At 38.4% G+C, this 16,605-nt stretch carries 16 protein-coding genes; 5 read left to right on the top strand and 11 right to left on the bottom strand.

Going from position 1 to position 16,605, the window contains the following annotated elements; translation table 11 throughout:
* Nucleotides 1-18: 18 nt before the first annotated feature.
* A complete protein-coding gene (locus L8T27_RS20785) occupies nt 19-813 on the bottom strand; it encodes a MurR/RpiR family transcriptional regulator (protein ID WP_237942729.1) in 795 nt (264 codons plus the stop codon).
* Nucleotides 814-856: 43 nt separating this feature from the next.
* Complete coding sequence (locus L8T27_RS20790; RefSeq protein ID WP_233315272.1) at nt 857-1,720, bottom strand: MurR/RpiR family transcriptional regulator; 864 nt, start codon at nt 1,718-1,720, stop codon at nt 857-859.
* Between the two features lie 169 nt (nt 1,721-1,889).
* On the opposite strand from L8T27_RS20790, the gene L8T27_RS20795 reads away from it, so the two are divergent.
* Nucleotides 1,890-2,906, top strand: coding sequence for a Gfo/Idh/MocA family oxidoreductase (locus L8T27_RS20795; protein ID WP_237942731.1), 1,017 nt, complete (start codon nt 1,890-1,892; stop codon nt 2,904-2,906).
* Between the two features lie 50 nt (nt 2,907-2,956).
* Here L8T27_RS20795 and L8T27_RS20800 read toward each other — a convergent pair whose 3' ends face one another.
* The gene (locus L8T27_RS20800) at nt 2,957-3,790 is read right to left on the bottom strand and encodes a Cof-type HAD-IIB family hydrolase (RefSeq protein ID WP_233315270.1); all 834 of its coding nucleotides are present in this window, start codon (nt 3,788-3,790) and stop codon (nt 2,957-2,959) included.
* A 359-nt stretch (nt 3,791-4,149) separates the two neighbouring features.
* Between L8T27_RS20800 and xerS the strand changes: the two genes are divergently transcribed.
* Entirely contained in the window at nt 4,150-5,268 is a 1,119-nt protein-coding gene (gene xerS / locus L8T27_RS20805) for a tyrosine recombinase XerS (protein WP_233315269.1), read from the top strand.
* 110 nt (nt 5,269-5,378) lie between these two features.
* On the top strand, nt 5,379-5,651 hold the full coding sequence (locus L8T27_RS20810) for a hypothetical protein (RefSeq protein WP_233315268.1): 273 nt from the start codon (nt 5,379-5,381) through the stop codon (nt 5,649-5,651).
* A gap of 48 nt (nt 5,652-5,699) precedes the next feature.
* Here L8T27_RS20810 and L8T27_RS20815 read toward each other — a convergent pair whose 3' ends face one another.
* Together L8T27_RS20815 and L8T27_RS20820 are read right to left on the bottom strand one after the other, a co-directional pair.
* Nucleotides 5,700-6,980 (bottom strand): glycosyl hydrolase family 18 protein, encoded by a 1,281-nt coding sequence (locus tag L8T27_RS20815; RefSeq protein ID WP_349238817.1) that lies wholly within the window; start codon nt 6,978-6,980, stop codon nt 5,700-5,702.
* 81 nt (nt 6,981-7,061) lie between these two features.
* Nucleotides 7,062-7,772 (bottom strand): GntR family transcriptional regulator, encoded by a 711-nt coding sequence (locus L8T27_RS20820; RefSeq protein ID WP_237942733.1) that lies wholly within the window; start codon nt 7,770-7,772, stop codon nt 7,062-7,064.
* Between the two features lie 158 nt (nt 7,773-7,930).
* On the opposite strand from L8T27_RS20820, the gene L8T27_RS20825 reads away from it, so the two are divergent.
* On the top strand, nt 7,931-9,829 hold the full coding sequence (locus tag L8T27_RS20825; protein WP_237942735.1) for a beta-glucoside-specific PTS transporter subunit IIABC: 1,899 nt from the start codon (nt 7,931-7,933) through the stop codon (nt 9,827-9,829).
* Nucleotides 9,830-9,843: 14 nt separating this feature from the next.
* Nucleotides 9,844-11,283, top strand: coding sequence for a 6-phospho-beta-glucosidase BglA (gene bglA, locus L8T27_RS20830; protein ID WP_233315265.1), 1,440 nt, complete (start codon nt 9,844-9,846; stop codon nt 11,281-11,283).
* Nucleotides 11,284-11,486: 203 nt separating this feature from the next.
* Here bglA and phoU read toward each other — a convergent pair whose 3' ends face one another.
* The 6 genes from phoU to L8T27_RS20860 form a co-directional block, all read right to left on the bottom strand.
* Nucleotides 11,487-12,146: a phosphate signaling complex protein PhoU gene (gene phoU / locus L8T27_RS20835; protein ID WP_233315264.1), complete on the bottom strand. Its 660-nt coding sequence runs from the start codon at nt 12,144-12,146 to the stop codon at nt 11,487-11,489.
* A gap of 13 nt (nt 12,147-12,159) precedes the next feature.
* Complete coding sequence (gene pstB, locus L8T27_RS20840) at nt 12,160-12,933, bottom strand: phosphate ABC transporter ATP-binding protein PstB (protein ID WP_237942737.1); 774 nt, start codon at nt 12,931-12,933, stop codon at nt 12,160-12,162.
* Nucleotides 12,934-12,945: 12 nt separating this feature from the next.
* Nucleotides 12,946-13,704, bottom strand: a complete 759-nt coding sequence (gene pstB, locus L8T27_RS20845; protein ID WP_233315262.1) for a phosphate ABC transporter ATP-binding protein PstB — start codon at nt 13,702-13,704, stop codon at nt 12,946-12,948.
* Nucleotides 13,705-13,720: 16 nt separating this feature from the next.
* On the bottom strand, nt 13,721-14,608 hold the full coding sequence (pstA, locus tag L8T27_RS20850) for a phosphate ABC transporter permease PstA (protein ID WP_233315261.1): 888 nt from the start codon (nt 14,606-14,608) through the stop codon (nt 13,721-13,723).
* Entirely contained in the window at nt 14,608-15,531 is a 924-nt protein-coding gene (gene pstC / locus L8T27_RS20855) for a phosphate ABC transporter permease subunit PstC (RefSeq protein WP_233315260.1), read from the bottom strand. Before pstC ends, pstA begins: the two co-directional genes overlap by 1 nt.
* Nucleotides 15,532-15,599: 68 nt before the next feature.
* Nucleotides 15,600-16,490, bottom strand: a complete 891-nt coding sequence (locus L8T27_RS20860; protein WP_233315259.1) for a phosphate ABC transporter substrate-binding protein — start codon at nt 16,488-16,490, stop codon at nt 15,600-15,602.
* Nucleotides 16,491-16,605: the final 115 nt, after the last annotated feature.

The following is a 16,605-nucleotide window of genomic DNA, read 5'->3' on the forward strand; positions in this document are numbered from 1 at the left end:
AGAGAGCTGAAATTTTTTTCAGCTCTCTTTTTCTTGTTGAAGTAATAAGGAATTCATGTACAATACATCAAAAATATAAACAGATGACATCATGTTGTAGATTTTAGATAACTCAAGTTGCTTATCAGAAGAATATGTCATGATTACCTCGTCACATAATTTTGCTAATGCAGAATCGCGGCTCCCGGTAATACCGATTACCTTCATATGATTGTTCTGAAGCCTTTTTGCAATATCAATCATTGCTTTGTTTCTTCCTGTATGGGAAATGACAAAAGAAATAGTAGATGACGTATTTTTGAGATTAGTTAAATAATGCTGATTGGCACTGTTATAGGCAACTGCCATCATGCCGACTTCATTCCATTTGGCGCAAGCTTGCTGGGCGATATAATAATTGATATCAACACCATAAACATCGATCCGTTCAGCGGTTCTTAACCACTCGATTATATGTTCTAAACTGGCATGGTTAAACATTCTTCTCGTTTCGGTAAATGCTCGTTCATAAAACCCTGGAACTAAATCTATCCCGTATATGCTGCTTTTGTTTTCAGAGAAATCAGTGTGTTTTTTTTCTGCTTTCCCGTCTTGCTTATATTCAAGTGCCAATTTCAGCTGAAAGTCAGGATATCCTTTTAAACCTAGTTTTTTACATAAACGAACAATTGTCGAGGAACTGGAGAAAGTTAATTTTGCCAGTTCATTGGCTGTTGCGTTAAATACAACTGTCGGATTTTCCAGTATATAGTTTACGATATACTGCTCCTGTGACGTTAAATTATAGCTGTATTTCATCTTTTTAATTAGCATTTCATACTTCCCCTTCTCTTACTGCCGAACATTGGCACATCCTCTAAAAAGGTTTCTCTTCGAATTGCTGTAACACTTCTGCTCTCCATAATTGTCTTTGGCGATTTTCCTGGTATTCCATTTGATAAAGAGTGGAAAATAACACATTTAATATGTATTCAAATGCTGCTTGAGAAGAATAGGTGGAAATTTTCTCTGTTTCCTTCGTTTCTAATCTTGATACGGTAATAATTACATCTGCCAGTTTTCCGAGCTCACTGTCAGGATATGATGTCAGCAACAAAATAGGAATGCCTCTCTCTTTTATCAATCTTGCTGCAACTAAGTCATTCATAGCTTTTGCATCATAGCTGATGAAAAAGGCGCAGTCATCTCTTAATAAATTCGCAGCGTTTAATGCCCATTCTTCTCGCTCTTTAGCAAGAATAGCATATTTATTAATCTTCCAAAGTTTATTTTGAAAGCTTTCGGCACGAATTTGAGAATCACCAGCCGCAAACAGGAAAATACGTTTGGCATTATATAAATGTTTAGTCATTTCCATAAGCTGTGCTTCATTTAAGAGCTGATACGTTTCTTTAATTGCTTGCTGTGTTAAATGCATCATATCTTCACTTATTTTCATCAGCGGGGAATGGTCCTCAAAAGGGATATTTGGATTAATGTCTTTTTGCGGTCCATCAAGTTGTTCGATTGATTTCAACAGCTGAATCTTAAACTCCTTGAAGCCCCTAAATCCCATTTTTTGAGCAAAACGAATAATAGAAGCATTAGAAGTGAAGGTTCGTTTCGCTAATTCCTGAATCGAGATATTTTCCATCGAGCTTGTATTTGCGAGTATATATTCTGCAATAGTTTGCTCTGTTGTTGTGAATTTTGTATATGCTGCAATCTGTTTTATTAACAAGCCGCTCCATTCTCCTTTAATTCTGAACTATTTTTCCAATATATTTAAAGTATGAACAAAAAAATCGGAACTATTTTACCTAAATAAGCGTTTTCAAAGATGATTATAGCATTCTTCCCCTCGCACCCATATAATTAAAGCTATCAAGAGCTAATTAGGAGTGAGAAGCATGTTAACAATCGGTTATATTGGAAATGGTAAAAGTACAAATCGTTATCATCTGCCTTTTGTACTACAGCGTGAAAACATTAAGGTAAAAACTATTTACCGCAGGAATCCTGACCGTGATAGTTGGGAAGCACATCCTTCTATTCATTATACTACTAATCTTACTGAAATCATGAACGATGCAGAAATTCAGTTGATAGTCGTTAATACAGCAGTAGAATCGCATTTCGAATATGCAAAAATGGCACTCGAGCATAATAAGCATGTGCTAGTGGAAAAACCGTTTATGCTGACAAAGGAAGAAGCAGAAGAAATATTTGCTCTTGCTAAGGAGAAAGGCTTGATTGCCCAGTGTTATCAAAACCGCCGCTATGATTCCGACTTCTTAACAGCAAAAAAAGTTTTGGAAAGCGGTAAATTAGGCGATTTGCTTGAAGTAGAAATGCATTATGATTATTTTAGACCGGAAACTCCAGAATCTACTCATACGTTTACTTACTATCATAGTTATTTATACGGCCATGGCACCCATACGATTGATCAGGTAATTTCTTATTTTGGTAAGCCTGACCATATCCATTATGATGTCAGACAGCTTCTTGGTACTGGCCGAATGAACGATTATTTTGATTTAGATTTTTATTATGACAAGCTGAAGGTTTCCGTCAAATCTAGCTTCTTTCGTTTGGTACAGCGTCCTAGTTTTGTGCTTTATGGTAAAAAAGGTGTTTTTGTCAAACAAACAGAGGATCGACAAGAGGAACATTTAAAGCTGTTTTATATGCCACACCATGCTAATTTCGGAATCGATTTACCTCAGCATTACGGCACCTTGACATATATGGATGAACAGGGAGTTTATCACGAAGAAAAGGTTGTTTCCGAAGTTGGAGATTATGGTCGCGTCTATGATGATATTTATAACGCTATCATCAATGGAGCAGACAAACAAATTAAAGATGAGCAAACACTTTTGGCGATGGAAATACTTGAACAAGGAATTAAGCAATGTAAGTAAGATGTTTAACTTAAAGAAACCTTCACAGTCAGTGAAGGTTTCTTTTTTACTTATATTAACCCATATTTCTTAAAGCTGTTATATATACCATCCTCGTCATGTCTGTCGGTAATATCGTTAGCTGCCCGTTTCACTTCTTCTTTAGCATTGCCCATTGCTACACCGTATTGAACAAATTCAAGCATCTCGATGTCGTTTGAACCATCACCATATGCGTATGTATGCTCTTTTTCTAGGCCGAGATGCTCGATTACCTTTTCAATGGCCGACGCCTTATGGATTCCAAAGATTGACACCTCTCCACTGTTAGTTCCGAAGAAAGGCACGGTGCTAGGAATGACAGTAAAAACAGACGGAAATTGTTCCATAATACGCTCAATCGGAACAGCAGAACCTAAAAACCCAATTTTATTAATATCATCTCTCACTAAGTCTTCCGCTTCACTGATACTGTTATAAAATGACTGCATCGACTTCCGTAATTCTGCTTGTGCTGTTTGTGTTTCAAAAACAGTATCAATCAGTGCACGGATGCTGTCTTTACAGCTTTTACTCGCAAATAGGCCTTCATTTGTTTCTAAGAAGAACTCAATTTCATGCTGATTAAAATAGTCCACCACCAATTGCAGATTATTCTTTTTTATAACTTCATGAAACAGCACTTCTCCGTTTAGCTCAATATAACCGCCTGCCGCACCAACAATGCCGTCAAAGCCAATCTCTAATACTTCCGGAAACAATATCGATTTAGAACGTCCCGTACAAAGAAAAACGAAATGCCCATTGCTTCTCGCCTTTCTAACAGCAAGCTTAGCTGAATCTGGTATAATGCCATTGTCATCTACAAGTGTTCCGTCAATATCCAAAAAAATAATTTTTTGCATAAACACACCTACTCTATTGTTTAATTATGCCATTCTTTCCTCTATACGTAATATAAACAGAAATATTTATTATTCTTTGCTATACTTATTATATAGTAAATACATATGGTTCTTAAATCACTTTCAAAAATATTCCCCGGGCTTCTCCAAAAAAAAGTATTATTTATAGACACTTCCGATAGACGAACTAATGTTCTGTTTGATAAAATAAACATATATACCAAATTAGGAGTCTTTTATCATTCCTTTTTAATAAAGTAAACCGATAAATTCGGTAAGAGCTGATGCCTATAAAATTGGTGGATGTACAGAAATAAAAATTCAGGCAATAGATCTTATTCCTGATATGAGGTGTGATCATGGCAATAACAAAACAACATGAAATGTATGAAAAACGGCTTGAGGAATTGCTGAAGGAAATGCCTTATTATGTCGTTGAATATGTAGACGATAAATTGGATATTCGCTCGCCTCTTACTCTGTTTAATTATGTGAGGGATTATAAAGAATTTTTCTCCTGGCTGCTTGCAGAAGGTATTGTTTCCTGCGAGTGCATGAAGGAAATTCCAGTGGAAGCATTAGGCGCTCTGCCTCTTTCTGATGTGCAGAACTACTTCAAATATGCAGCAAGGAAAAAGTACAAACTAACGGAAAAAGATGATGTGACCAAAAAAATCAGTCCGAAAACTGTTAATCGGCAAAAGTCAGCCCTCCGCTCTCTTTTCAACTACCTGTCATTAGAAGCAGAGGTTGATGGTGGTGAACCTTATTTTCACCGTAATGTGATGAAAAAAATTCCGATAAAAAAAGTCTCAGAAACATTTAATGAAAGAGCGCGAAAAATAACGGAAAAAATCTTTATTAACGATAATGATGTCGAGTTCCTACATTATATCGAGCATCATTATGAGGAAACATTAACACCTGCAGAGCTGCGATATTATAAGCGGGATAAAGAGAGGAATTTTGCGATACTGTCCCTATTCCTTGGCAGCGGTATTCGTGTAAATGAATTAACCTCCCTTCGCTTAAAGGATGTTGATTTAGCAGCAAGCGAAATCAGTGTCATTCGCAAAGGAGGCAAAAAGGACACGGTGTCTGTTACTCCCTCCTCTCTCCAGGATGTTATTAAATACTTGGAAGTGAGAGCGACTAAGTATAAGGCAGGCAGCGGCGAAAACGAGTATTTGTTCATTAAACTGTATAAAGGGAATCCCGAACCATTAACAAACAGAGCAGTTGAGGACATTGTATATAAATATACGAAGTCCTTTGATAAGCGGATGTCACCCCATAAATTGCGACATACATATGCAACCAATTTAGCAGAGCATACCGGCGGTGATATCCCCTTAATCATGAACCAATTAGGCCATACCCAATCAGATATTTCCCTGCTTTATATCAACACATCGAGGGAAAAAGCAAAAATGGCTGCAGAATTAATGGATAAACGGCGCCAAAATAAGGACGAATAACCAGGCACTTCTGACTACCAGGAGTGCTTTTTCTCCTTCTGTTTCTATAGGATAAGCTTCTTTCTTTTCGCACAAAATACCTTTGATTAATTTTAAGGAGTGTGCCGTTTATGAGGGAAATACTAGAGCAAGTAAAAGAAAATCTGGAAAGAACCTTTGACCAACCTGGAGCAAATGACTTAACAGCAAGTATTGAACTATTAGAAACAGCAAAAGATCTTTATGGTGATAAAGGAACACTGCTGCAAGATATGATTCGTGCATTGGCACAAGCAAATCATGCAAAAAATGAATTAAATATTTCAGGCGACATTTCTTCATCTGCTGCGTTTGGAGAAGCATATAATGCTGTTAGCCATGCGTTATCATCTTATGAAAGATAAATCAATTAAAAAAAACCTCGGTTTGCTTGCCGGGGTTTTTCTAATTGTTTAAAGGCTGTTAGCTCCTTTGATGATGGTTACTTCTCTTTGTAGATAGGCCCAGTTTTGCGGTGCAGGCAAGCTGATTTGCCAAAAGGTTGTTCCAGCAAGCTTGTTTACGTCGATTATTTTGTATTTTTCTAGATAACTCCTGATATCTTCAAACCAGACGATATGCTGATTATTTCCTGACCAGTATTCAAACCACGGAGATTTTGCCGCATTATCGTATTGAATGTCTGTAAGTAAGGATATTGCTGTATTTTGGGCGGCAAGGACAGATACCCCTTGTGTCGCATTTGTAGCGACTACTTTGTCATATCCATATAGCGCCATTGCAATCATCAGCTTCTCGGAACTAACCAATGTTAAAGCATAGGCAACAACCTGTTCGACAAAGGCAATAGGCGAAACAGGTTCAGGCGGACCGCCAGGGTAGCCGTAATCAATGGTCATCAATGCCATTAAATCCGCACTCCTGGCTATAGCTTCATAATCATATGCTCCAACAATCCGGTTTGCTGGAAGATCTGCCGATTTGGCGTGGACATTCACATTCAATAACAAACTTCCTAACTGTTGTTTTAATGCTTGTAAAAATAAATTAAAATCATTGCGGCGAGCTGGCGGAATAAACTCAAAATCAATACTTACGCCTCCAAAGCCACGAGTATTTGTGAGATTAACAATGCTCGATACTAAGTTTTGCCGGTATACGGCGTTCTCCAAAACAGCACCCGCAAGTTCTGGGCTAAAACCGCTGCTTGTAAAATTGCGGATCATTAATAAGGGAATGCTGTTAAGCTGCCGGCATCGATTGATAAGTGCACTATCATCTGTTTGTGCAAAGCAATAGCCTTCCGTAGTGAAGGAATAGTTGACAATAGCAATATACGTTAGCTGTGCAGCAAGGGAATTTATAGTGGCAAGATTTGCTATTGTATTGGATGGAACAATAAAACCAAGTGTGCTTATTGTCAGTTTGGTCGGAGAGGGTATATTAATTATTTGCCCAATTTGCAAAGGATTTAAAGAAACGCCTTCATTCGCAGCCGTGATAGCTGGAGTGGTTGTATTAAATTGTTGTGCGATTTCCCATAAGTTATCACCGTTAATTGTTTTATAGGCACGAACAGGTAAAGCATTATCTGTGATGTACAGGGCAAGTCCTGGCACAATACTTGAGGAAGTTAAACCGTTAGTAGTAATAATCGTATTTTCCGCCACATTATAACGAGCAGAAATTGACCATAGATTTTCCCCGCTCTTTACGACATGAACAGTCATCATAACACCCCCTTTTAATCCATTTATATGGGAGATGTTCAAGATTATACAGGTTTTATCATATGGTCATGTATGTTTATGAACTCACAGTATATGACTGTTTCCTTGGAGGAAGAACTGTGATTGCTCGTAATTATACGTTACCTTTGAAAAATCAAAGGGCTGGCCGTTTGTTAAATGAAAAATGGTCTCAGCAGAAAGCTTCGGATCTCCACTCACTAGTCCTAGATAACCTGCTTCCGCCTCATCCAGTTTCCCAACTTGAAGATACATATCTGAGAAACCAACCTTAAGTCCTAATCCCTCTGTTATATAATGAAAAATCGATTCAGTAACAATTTCTTTATTCAAGTAGGAAATGATGCCTTTATGATAGTAGGATTCTTCCAAACATAAAGTTTGCCCATTAATATACCTTACCCTTTTTACATAGTAAACATCTTCCGTCTCCTTTAAGTTTAAGCTTTGTGCAGCTTCAGCTGTCGGTTTTCTTACATCGAATTCAATTACTTGTGACGTTATTTGAAAACCCTCTAAATCCTTTTTAAACCCTTGATTCGAAAGTAAGCTTATATAGCCTTTACGGTGGTGTCTTCTTACAAAAATACCGCTGCCTCTTACTTGAAAGATAATGCCCTTTTTCTCGAGCATATCAAGAGACTTGGTTATTGTGCTTTTGCTGACCTCAAACTGATTCATTAATGCTTCGATGACAGGAAGTTTGTCCCCTTGCTGGAGGGAATGGTCCTCAATATATCTTTCAATTTCTGCTGCGATTTGCTGGTACTTTAACATATACATTCCTCTTTAATTATTTATAGAAGGATTATAGCATAAATCAGCAAAAATCTCATTTATCATTATGATGGTACAAAATAATTTGTTGGTACTTGATAAATTATACCGATACAATTATAATGTAAGCGTATAAAGGATTGAAGGAGGGGTACAAATTGGCAGGAAATGTTAGAGATTATCCGAAGTTAGCTAAAGATATTTTGAGCGCTGTCGGTGGTGAGGACAACATAGTCAGTGCAACAAGATGTGCGACAAGATTGCGTTTAGTATTAAAGCGCTCTAACCCGCAAGCGAAAGAAGAAATTTCTGCAATGCCGGGAGTTGTAACGGTTGTAGAAAACGGCGGACAATTTCAAGTTGTAATTGGTCAGCATGTCGGAGAGGTTTATGAGCATTTTTCTAATCTGATTAATTTAGATGCAGTACATACGGAAAATGAAAATAAAGGAACCATCCTCAACCGTATCATCGCCACGATGTCTGCAGTGTTTGCGCCATTTGTTTATATCTTGGCAGCAGCTGGTATTTTGCAAGGTTTATTGATTATCATAAACTTATTGTTTGATAGTTTCGCAGAAACTGGCACCTATCAAGTATTGAGCTTTATTTCTTGGGCTCCATTCACTTTTTTGCCGATTTTTATCGCAATTACTGCGTCCAAGCATTTTAAAACAAATACTTATATTGCAGTGGCCTGTTGTGCTGCATTAGTGAGCCCGACTTGGGCAGAAATGGCTGCACAAATTTCTGAAGGTTCAAATATTAACTTTATTGGAATCGCTTTAACAGAAACAACTTATACTTCATCCGTATTACCTCCGCTCTTCTTAGTGTGGATCTTGTCTTATTTGGAACGTTTCTTAAATAAGTACATCAATGAAGTAATTAAGCCATTATTTGTTCCCTTTTTCAGTTTAGTTATTATGGTACCGTTAACCATCACACTTATTGGCCCGCTAACAACAATGGGCGCAAACGGCATTGCTAACGGCTATAATTTCTTGGCAGAAAATGCACCAATTGTTGCTGGTGCTATCATCGGCTCTTTATGGCAAGTTATCGTCATCTTTGGTGTTCACTGGGGAGTTACCCCGATGGTATTGGCCAACTTTGATTTATACGGCCGTGATTCCTTCCAAGCCTATCAAACGATTGCTGTTATCGCACAGGTTGGAGCAGTTTTAGGGGTAATCTTAAAGGCCAAAAGCCAAGAAACAAGAAAAGTCAGTGTGTCTGCAGGCGTAACTGGTATTTTCGGAATTACCGAGCCTGCGATTTATGGGGTTAACTTACGATTCAAAAAGCCATTCATCTTCGGATGTATCGGCGGCGGTATTGGGGCGATTACAGCAAGCTTTTTTAACCCATACTACTTTGCATATGCAGGCTTGCCTGGTCCGTTAACAATCGTAAACGGCATCAATGAAGACTATCCAATGTCCGTTTGGGGAATATTGATCGGGGCAGCAATTGCCATCATCCTACCAGTTGTGCTTGTGCAAATTTTCGGTTATGGAGAAACAAATGACAGCAGCAAAACAGCAAGTCAAGAAAATACTAACACATCAAGCGCTCCGGAAATTGCAGCAACAACGATCACAGAGCTTACTGTTAACTCTCCAATTAGCGGCAAGGTTGTTCCTCTCTCTCAAGTGCCTGATGAAGTATTTAGTTCAGGTGCCATGGGGCAAGGAATTGCCATTGAACCAACAGAAAATAAAGTGATTGCACCATTTGAAGGCACTGTTGTGATGATTGCCCCAACAAAACACGCAATAGGCCTAAGATCAGAAACTGGTGTTGAATTGCTTATTCACATTGGTTTGGATACTGTTACACTCGATGGCAGCCCATTCACCGTCAAGGTTAAAGATGGCGAAAAATTCAATAAAGGTGATTTATTAATTGAATTTGATAAAGACTATATTGAGAGTAAAGGATTAAAGACAATCACACCTGTCATTGTTACTAACGCATTCGCTTACGAAGAAGTTATCATCGAGAAAGTGGAAAATTGTACTTTTAATCAAACATTATTTACAGTAATTAAATGAGGAGGAATACAAACATGAGTAAATTACCAAAAGATTTCCTATGGGGCGGCGCACTTGCTGCTCATCAATTTGAAGGTGGCTGGAATGCAGGCGGAAAAGGTCCAAGTGTCGTCGATGTTTTGACAGCTGGTGAACATGGTGTTGCCAGAAAAATCACGGATACGATTGAGGAAAATGAGTTTTATCCTAACCATGAAGCAATCGATTTTTATCATCATTACAAAGAAGATATCGCATTGTTTGCTGAAATGGGCTTAAAATGCCTAAGAACTTCTATCGGCTGGAGCAGAATTTTCCCGAAAGGTGATGAAGCTACACCGAATGAAGAAGGCTTGCAATTCTATGATAATGTGTTTGACGAATTGTTAAGCAATGGCATTGAGCCTGTTATCACTCTTTCTCACTTTGAAATGCCATTGCATTTAGCAAGAGAATACGGCGGTTTCCGCAATCGTAAAGTCGTCGATTATTTTGTGAAGTTCGCAGAGGTTGTTTTCAACCGTTATAAAGATAAAGTGAAATACTGGATGACATTCAATGAAATTAATAACCAAATGGATGTAGACAACCCATTATTCTTATGGACAAATTCTGGTGTTACGATTAAAGATGGCGAAAATCCAAAAGAAGTTATGTACCAAACAGGTCATCATGAATTGATTGCTAGTGCATTAGCTGTTTCTGCCGGCAAGAAAATCAATCCAGAATTCCAAATTGGGGCAATGGTATCACATGTTCCTATTTACCCGTTCTCTTCTAATCCAGAAGACATCATGCTTGCAGAAGAAGAAATGAGACAGCGCTACTTCTTCCCTGATGTGCATGTACGCGGCGTTTATCCAAAATACGCATTAAAAGAATTTGAACGAGAAGGCTATAATATCAAATTCGAAGAAGGCGATGACGAGATATTACGCAATGGTACGGTTGATTATTTAGGCTTCAGCTACTATATGTCAACGACTGTAAAAAGCGATGTAGTAAATGACAACACTGGCAACATCGTTAACGGCGCATTACGAAATGGTGTAGAAAATCCTTATATTAAGTCAAGTGACTGGGGCTGGGCAATTGATCCGACAGGATTGCGCTATACATTAAACCGCTTCTATGATCGCTATCAAATTCCGTTGTTTATTGTAGAGAACGGCTTTGGCGCTATCGACACAATCAGTGAGGATGGCTCTATCCATGACCCAGAAAGAATTCAATACTTGAAATCTCATATTGAAGCATTAGAAAAAGCAGTTGAATACGACGGCGTTGATCTTATCGGATACACACCTTGGGGTATCATTGATATCGTTTCCTTCACTACAGGAGAAATGAAGAAACGCTACGGAATGATTTATGTTGACCGTGATAATGAAGGCAACGGCAGCATGAAACGCTTTAAGAAAGAATCCTTTAACTGGTATAAAAAAGTTATTGAAACAAACGGCGAAGTTCTTTAATGACAGAAAAAAACCTTATCCTTTTAACAGGATAAGGTTTTTTTCTATTACAGCCATTTATTTTAAGTTTTAACAAAATCCGGACATACTTTTGACATATTTATGCTCTACAATATGATTAAGTTGCCGCATCCCCCACCTCACACACTAACAATGCTGCGATAATCAAAAACAGGAGCGGATTCTATCCTGCTCCTGTTTTTTTATGCATTTAAATCATAGCGCTTTCCAGTAACTAAATAAATAACATGCTCCGCAATATTGGTTGAATGGTCTGCTACTCTTTCAATGTATCTGCACACAAAGGCAAGCTGTGTTATCTGGTTTGTATTATCAGGATTTTGCTTGAGATAGCCCATTAACTCTTTAACAAGCATGCCATACATTTCATCCACTTTATCGTCCTCTTGTGCACATTGTCTTGCTAGAGCAACATCCTCCTGCAAAAAGGACTGTAAGGAATCGCTAAGCATTTTCAATGCCATATCCATCATCTTTGGGATATCGACTATTTCCTTAATCAGTTTTTCGTTGCCGATATGCAATGTTGATTTTGCGATATTCACTGCATTATCTGCAATGCGCTCCACTTCAGAAGATATTTTCAAAGCAACAATAATTTTGCGCAAGTCTCTTGCAACAGGTGCTTCCATCGCAATTAAAGATATGGCTTTATCATTAATATCATTTTCTAAATCATCAATTGCTGTGTCTCGGTCAATAATTTGTTTCGCTTGTTCCAAATCTTGCTTAATAAGTACTTGGATGCTGTCCTGGATGGAAACCTCCGAAAGGCGGGCCATTTCCATCAGCATATCCTTTAATTGATTCAAGTTACTATCGAAGTTTGATCTTATATTCATGAGCTCACTCCCATTATCCAAATCTTCCTGAGATATAGCCTTCTGTCCGTTCATCGGCAGGATTCGAGAATATCTTCTGCGTATTATCCAGCTCAATAAGCTGACCCATTAAAAAGAAGGCGGTTTTATCTGATACCCTTGAAGCCTGCTGCATATTATGGGTAACAATGACAATTGTGTATTTTTCCTTTAATTTTAAAATTAATTCCTCAATCTTTAAGGTTGAAATCGGGTCTAATGCAGACGTCGGTTCATCCATCAACAGTACATCTGGCTTTGTTGCAAGCGCTCTTGCGATACATAACCGTTGCTGCTGTCCTCCTGACAAGCCAAGTGCTGGACCGTTCAAACGATCCTTCACCTCATCCCATAAAGCAACATCCTTCAGGGAGCTTTCCACAATGTTATTGAGTTCTTCTTTCTTCTTGATGCCGTGTATTCTAGGTCCATAAGCAACATTGTCAAAGATCGATTGAGGAAATGGATTACCCTTTTGGAATACCATTCCTACCTTCTTTCGTAATTCAACAAGATCCAGTCTGTCACTTAAAATATTTTGTTTGTCAAAGTTGATCTCTCCTGCCATCCTTACATTCGGCACATATTTGATCATTAAGTTCAATGTTTTGATGAACGTCGACTTCCCGCAGCCGGAAGGACCGATGATCGCGGTAACCTCCTTTTCATTAATAGGAAAGTTGATTTCCTTTAATGCATGATGGTCACCATACCATAAATTGAGATCGACACAATCGAAAATCGCCTTCGTACTAATATCTGTAGACAATTCTTTTCCTCCTTATCCGAACCGGCCGGAAATATATTCTTCCGTCTTCTGATTAGAAGGCGCCGTGAATATCGTTTCCGTCACATCGTATTCAATTAAATCACCAGAGAAAAAGAAGGCGGTTTTATCCGAAATACGTGATGCCTGTGACATATTATGGGTCACAATGATAATGGTATAATCCTTCTTCAGCTCTAATATTAATTCTTCTACCTTCGCATTAGAAATCGGATCTAGTGCAGAGGACGGTTCATCAAGGAGCATCACAGTTGGTTTCATGGCTATGGTTCTCGCAATACAAAGCCGCTGCTGCTGACCACCAGATAAAGATAAAGCTGATTTATGAAGCCTGTCCTTTACTTCCTCCCATAGGGCGGCTTTCGTTAAGCTTTCTTCTACAATGCGATCAAGCTCTGCTTTCTTCCTTACTCCATTATATTTCAAAGCGTGCGTAATATTATCATAAATTGATTTCGGAAATGGATTAGGCTTTTGAAAAACCATCCCGATTTCCTTTCGTAATGCAACGACATTTATATCGTCTGATAATAAATTAATGTCCTCGTACAGTATCTCTCCTTGTGCCCTCGCACCTGGAATAAGATCATTCATTCTGTTAACTGTCCGTAAAAACGTTGATTTTCCACAGCCGGAAGGACCAATTAGCGCTGTGATGGAATTCTTTTCAATCTGCATAGAAATCCCGTTAACTGCCCGCTTATCTCCATAAAAAAATTCGAGATTTTTTACATCTAAAATAGGTGTGCTCATTTTTTTCACCAGCCTTCTATTTCGTTGCCGTGATTTTTTTATGAATAAGTGTTCCAATCCATCTTGCTAATAAGTTGAAAATTAAGACTGCCAAAATTAAAACCGCAGATGCGCCATTAGAAACTTGTTCAATGTCTGGAATTAAGCCTTGTGTATTAACAGACCAAATGTGGACAGCCAGTGTCTCGGCAGGCCGGAAGATATTCAGCGGTGATCTGTCAGAAAACGGATTCCAATCAAGATAATTTAACCTTGGTGTGGAAAGTCCTGCTGTAAACAGCAAGGCGGCAGCTTCGCCAAAGACACGCCCTGATGCAAGAATCGCACCAGTCAGAATTGAAGGAAACGCACTAGGCAGAATAACTGTTTTAATCGTATGCCAATGGGTAATACCAAGAGCAAGACTTCCTTCCTTCAGTTCTCTTGGAACAGTTCGAATAGCATCTTCACTTACCCTGACTAGAACAGGAAGATTAAAAACGGTAAGCGCCAAAGCTCCCCCTAATATTGTGTATCCCCAGCCAGTCAAGTTCACAAACATTAATAAACCAAACATTCCAATAACAATGGATGGGAGAGATGATAATACTTCAATACAAGAGCGAATAATATCGGTTACTTTTCCAGGTCGGGCGTATTCTGCCATAAATATTCCGCCGCCAATTCCAAGAGGAAGAGAAATTATCATGGTAATTACAAGAATATATAAAGAATTAAACAGCTGGTCCCTAACCCCGCCGCCAGCACGAACATTACTGGAAGGCGATGTTAGAAAATCAAGGGAAACATAACGTAAACCATTAAATAAAATATAAGCAAACAATCCAACTAATATACATACTATGATGGTGGCAATAGCAACTAATACAACTGTTGCAACACGGTCTGCTGTTTTACTGTTCATTACATTTTCCTCCTTGATGACACATAACGAATGAGGATAATAAAGATAAATGACATAATTAACAAAATCAGTCCCATCGACCAAAGTGTATTATTTTCCACACTGCCGTATGTTGTATGGCCCATATTCAACGTAATAATCGTTGTTAATGTTGCAGCTGCATCAAGAAAGCTAGATGGCAAATCCTTTACATTTCCAATTACCATTTGCACAGCTAATGCTTCACCAAATGCACGTGCCATCCCTAAAATCACTGCTGTAAGCAAAGTTGGCAGTGCTGCTGGAATAAGAACCTTCCATATTGTCTGCCACCGAGTAGCTCCGAGTGCAAATGAACCTTCCCGTAAATTATTAGGTAGAGAACTCATTGCATCTGTAGCAATACTTGTAATTGTAGGCAATATCATAATGGAGAGTACAATTGTTCCCGCAAGTAAACTAAAACCGAGACCACCGATATTATCTCTAATAAACGGCACTAATACGGATAATCCAATAAATCCATACACAACAGATGGAATCCCAACAAGCAGTTCAATGACAGGCTGAATTATCTTTTTCCCCCAAGAAGGAGCAATCTCTGTCATGAAAATAGCAGCTCCTATACCAAGTGGCGCTGCGACAAGCGCAGACAGAAAAGTGACCGCAAAGGAGCCAAAAATAAATGGAAATGCCCCGAATTTTGGATTGGCTTTATTCGTTGGATTCCAATCAGTGCTTGTCAAAAACTCGAGCGGGCTAATTCCGTTTTTAATAAATGATTGCAGTCCTTTTACTCCAAGGAAAATTGTAATAGAAATCGTCACAGCAATCATAATGATTGCACATAATGTCACGAGAATTTTCCCGCGGAACTCATTGCCTACTCCTGTTTTTGCTGATTTCAATAATCTGTCTTTTGCAGGAATCGTTTTTTCTCTCATGCTAAAAAACCTCCCCTTATGGCTTAACAGGGTAAATGCATATAAAAGCATCTACCCTGTTCAATTTTTTAAAGATCCTTCAGATTACCCTCAGCATCTCTTTCTACCTTCATTTCTGTTACAGGTAAATATCCTTGCTCTTTCAGCAATGTGCTTTGAATGTCTTCTGACATGACATAATCAAGAAATGATTTTGTTAAGCCTTTTGGTTCCCCTTTCGTGTAGGAATGCTGATAGGCCCAGATTGGGAATGTTCCATTTTGCACATTTTCTTCTTTTGCCTCAACTCCATCAACAGACAGTGCTGTTATAGAATCATCTGTAAAATAGGAGAAAGCAAGATAACCTACTGCACCTTCTGTTTCCGTTAAGATTTTCTTCACTGTATTAGACGAGTCCTCTGTTATCCCTTCTGCAGGTGTTGCATCATCGAGACCAAATTTATTAAAGACTGCACGAGTTCCAGAAGAATCAGGACGATTCACGAGGACGATTTTTTGGTCTTTACCGCCAACATCCTTCCAGTTTGTAATTTTACCTGTGAAAACCTTAATTAAATCCTCTTTCGAAATATCTGTAATTCCTACATTCGGATTAACGGCAGCAGTGATACCGACAACTGCTACTTTATGATCCACTAGCTCATCAGCCTTAATGCCTTCTTTTTCTTCTGCATACACATCAGAGTTACCAATATCAACAGAACCTTCAGATACTTGAGATAACCCCGTACCAGAGCCACCTGCGTTTACTTGGACATCTGCATTTGGATTTTCAGCCATAAACTCTTCTGCCGCTGCAGCAATTAACGGCTGCATAGCAGAGGAACCAGAAACAACTAAGGAACCAGAATTTTCGTCACCGTTATCTGCATTTTCATTACCGCCACCGCATCCTGCAGCGATGACCATTAATGCAAAAATCATTAATACATAACCAAACCTTTTAAAGCTCTTCATTAATAGCCCTCCAATAAAATATTTAAATATTTTCACTACCGGCATGATTGCTTCTAGTAGAAAGGAATATTTTTTCTAACTTAGTATGTGTTACAAGATAATTAGTTATTAATGC

This window comes from Niallia sp. Man26 (genome assembly GCF_022049065.2).
Taxonomy (GTDB): Bacteria; Bacillota; Bacilli; order Bacillales; family Cytobacillaceae; genus Niallia.

Bases quoted from the DNA above. Each gene is read 5' to 3' on its own strand.
- L8T27_RS20810 (WP_233315268.1), top strand. From the start codon at position 5,379: ATGAGGGAAATACTAGAGCAAGTAAAAGAAAATCTGGAAAGAACCTTT.
- pstA (WP_233315261.1), bottom strand. From the start codon at position 14,608: ATGAACAGTAAAACAGCAGACCGTGTTGCAACAGTTGTATTAGTTGCT.
- bglA (WP_233315265.1), top strand. From the start codon at position 9,844: ATGAGTAAATTACCAAAAGATTTCCTATGGGGCGGCGCACTTGCTGCT.
- L8T27_RS20795 (WP_237942731.1), top strand. From the start codon at position 1,890: ATGTTAACAATCGGTTATATTGGAAATGGTAAAAGTACAAATCGTTAT.
- phoU (WP_233315264.1), bottom strand. From the start codon at position 12,146: ATGAATATAAGATCAAACTTCGATAGTAACTTGAATCAATTAAAGGAT.
- L8T27_RS20800 (WP_233315270.1), bottom strand. From the start codon at position 3,790: ATGCAAAAAATTATTTTTTTGGATATTGACGGAACACTTGTAGATGAC.
- L8T27_RS20815 (WP_349238817.1), bottom strand. From the start codon at position 6,980: ATGATGACTGTTCATGTCGTAAAGAGCGGGGAAAATCTATGGTCAATT.
- pstC (WP_233315260.1), bottom strand. From the start codon at position 15,531: ATGAGAGAAAAAACGATTCCTGCAAAAGACAGATTATTGAAATCAGCA.
- L8T27_RS20820 (WP_237942733.1), bottom strand. From the start codon at position 7,772: ATGTTAAAGTACCAGCAAATCGCAGCAGAAATTGAAAGATATATTGAG.
- L8T27_RS20860 (WP_233315259.1), bottom strand. From the start codon at position 16,490: ATGAAGAGCTTTAAAAGGTTTGGTTATGTATTAATGATTTTTGCATTA.
- pstB (WP_233315262.1), bottom strand. From the start codon at position 13,704: ATGAGCACACCTATTTTAGATGTAAAAAATCTCGAATTTTTTTATGGA.
- xerS (WP_233315269.1), top strand. From the start codon at position 4,150: ATGGCAATAACAAAACAACATGAAATGTATGAAAAACGGCTTGAGGAA.
- L8T27_RS20785 (WP_237942729.1), bottom strand. From the start codon at position 813: ATGCTAATTAAAAAGATGAAATACAGCTATAATTTAACGTCACAGGAG.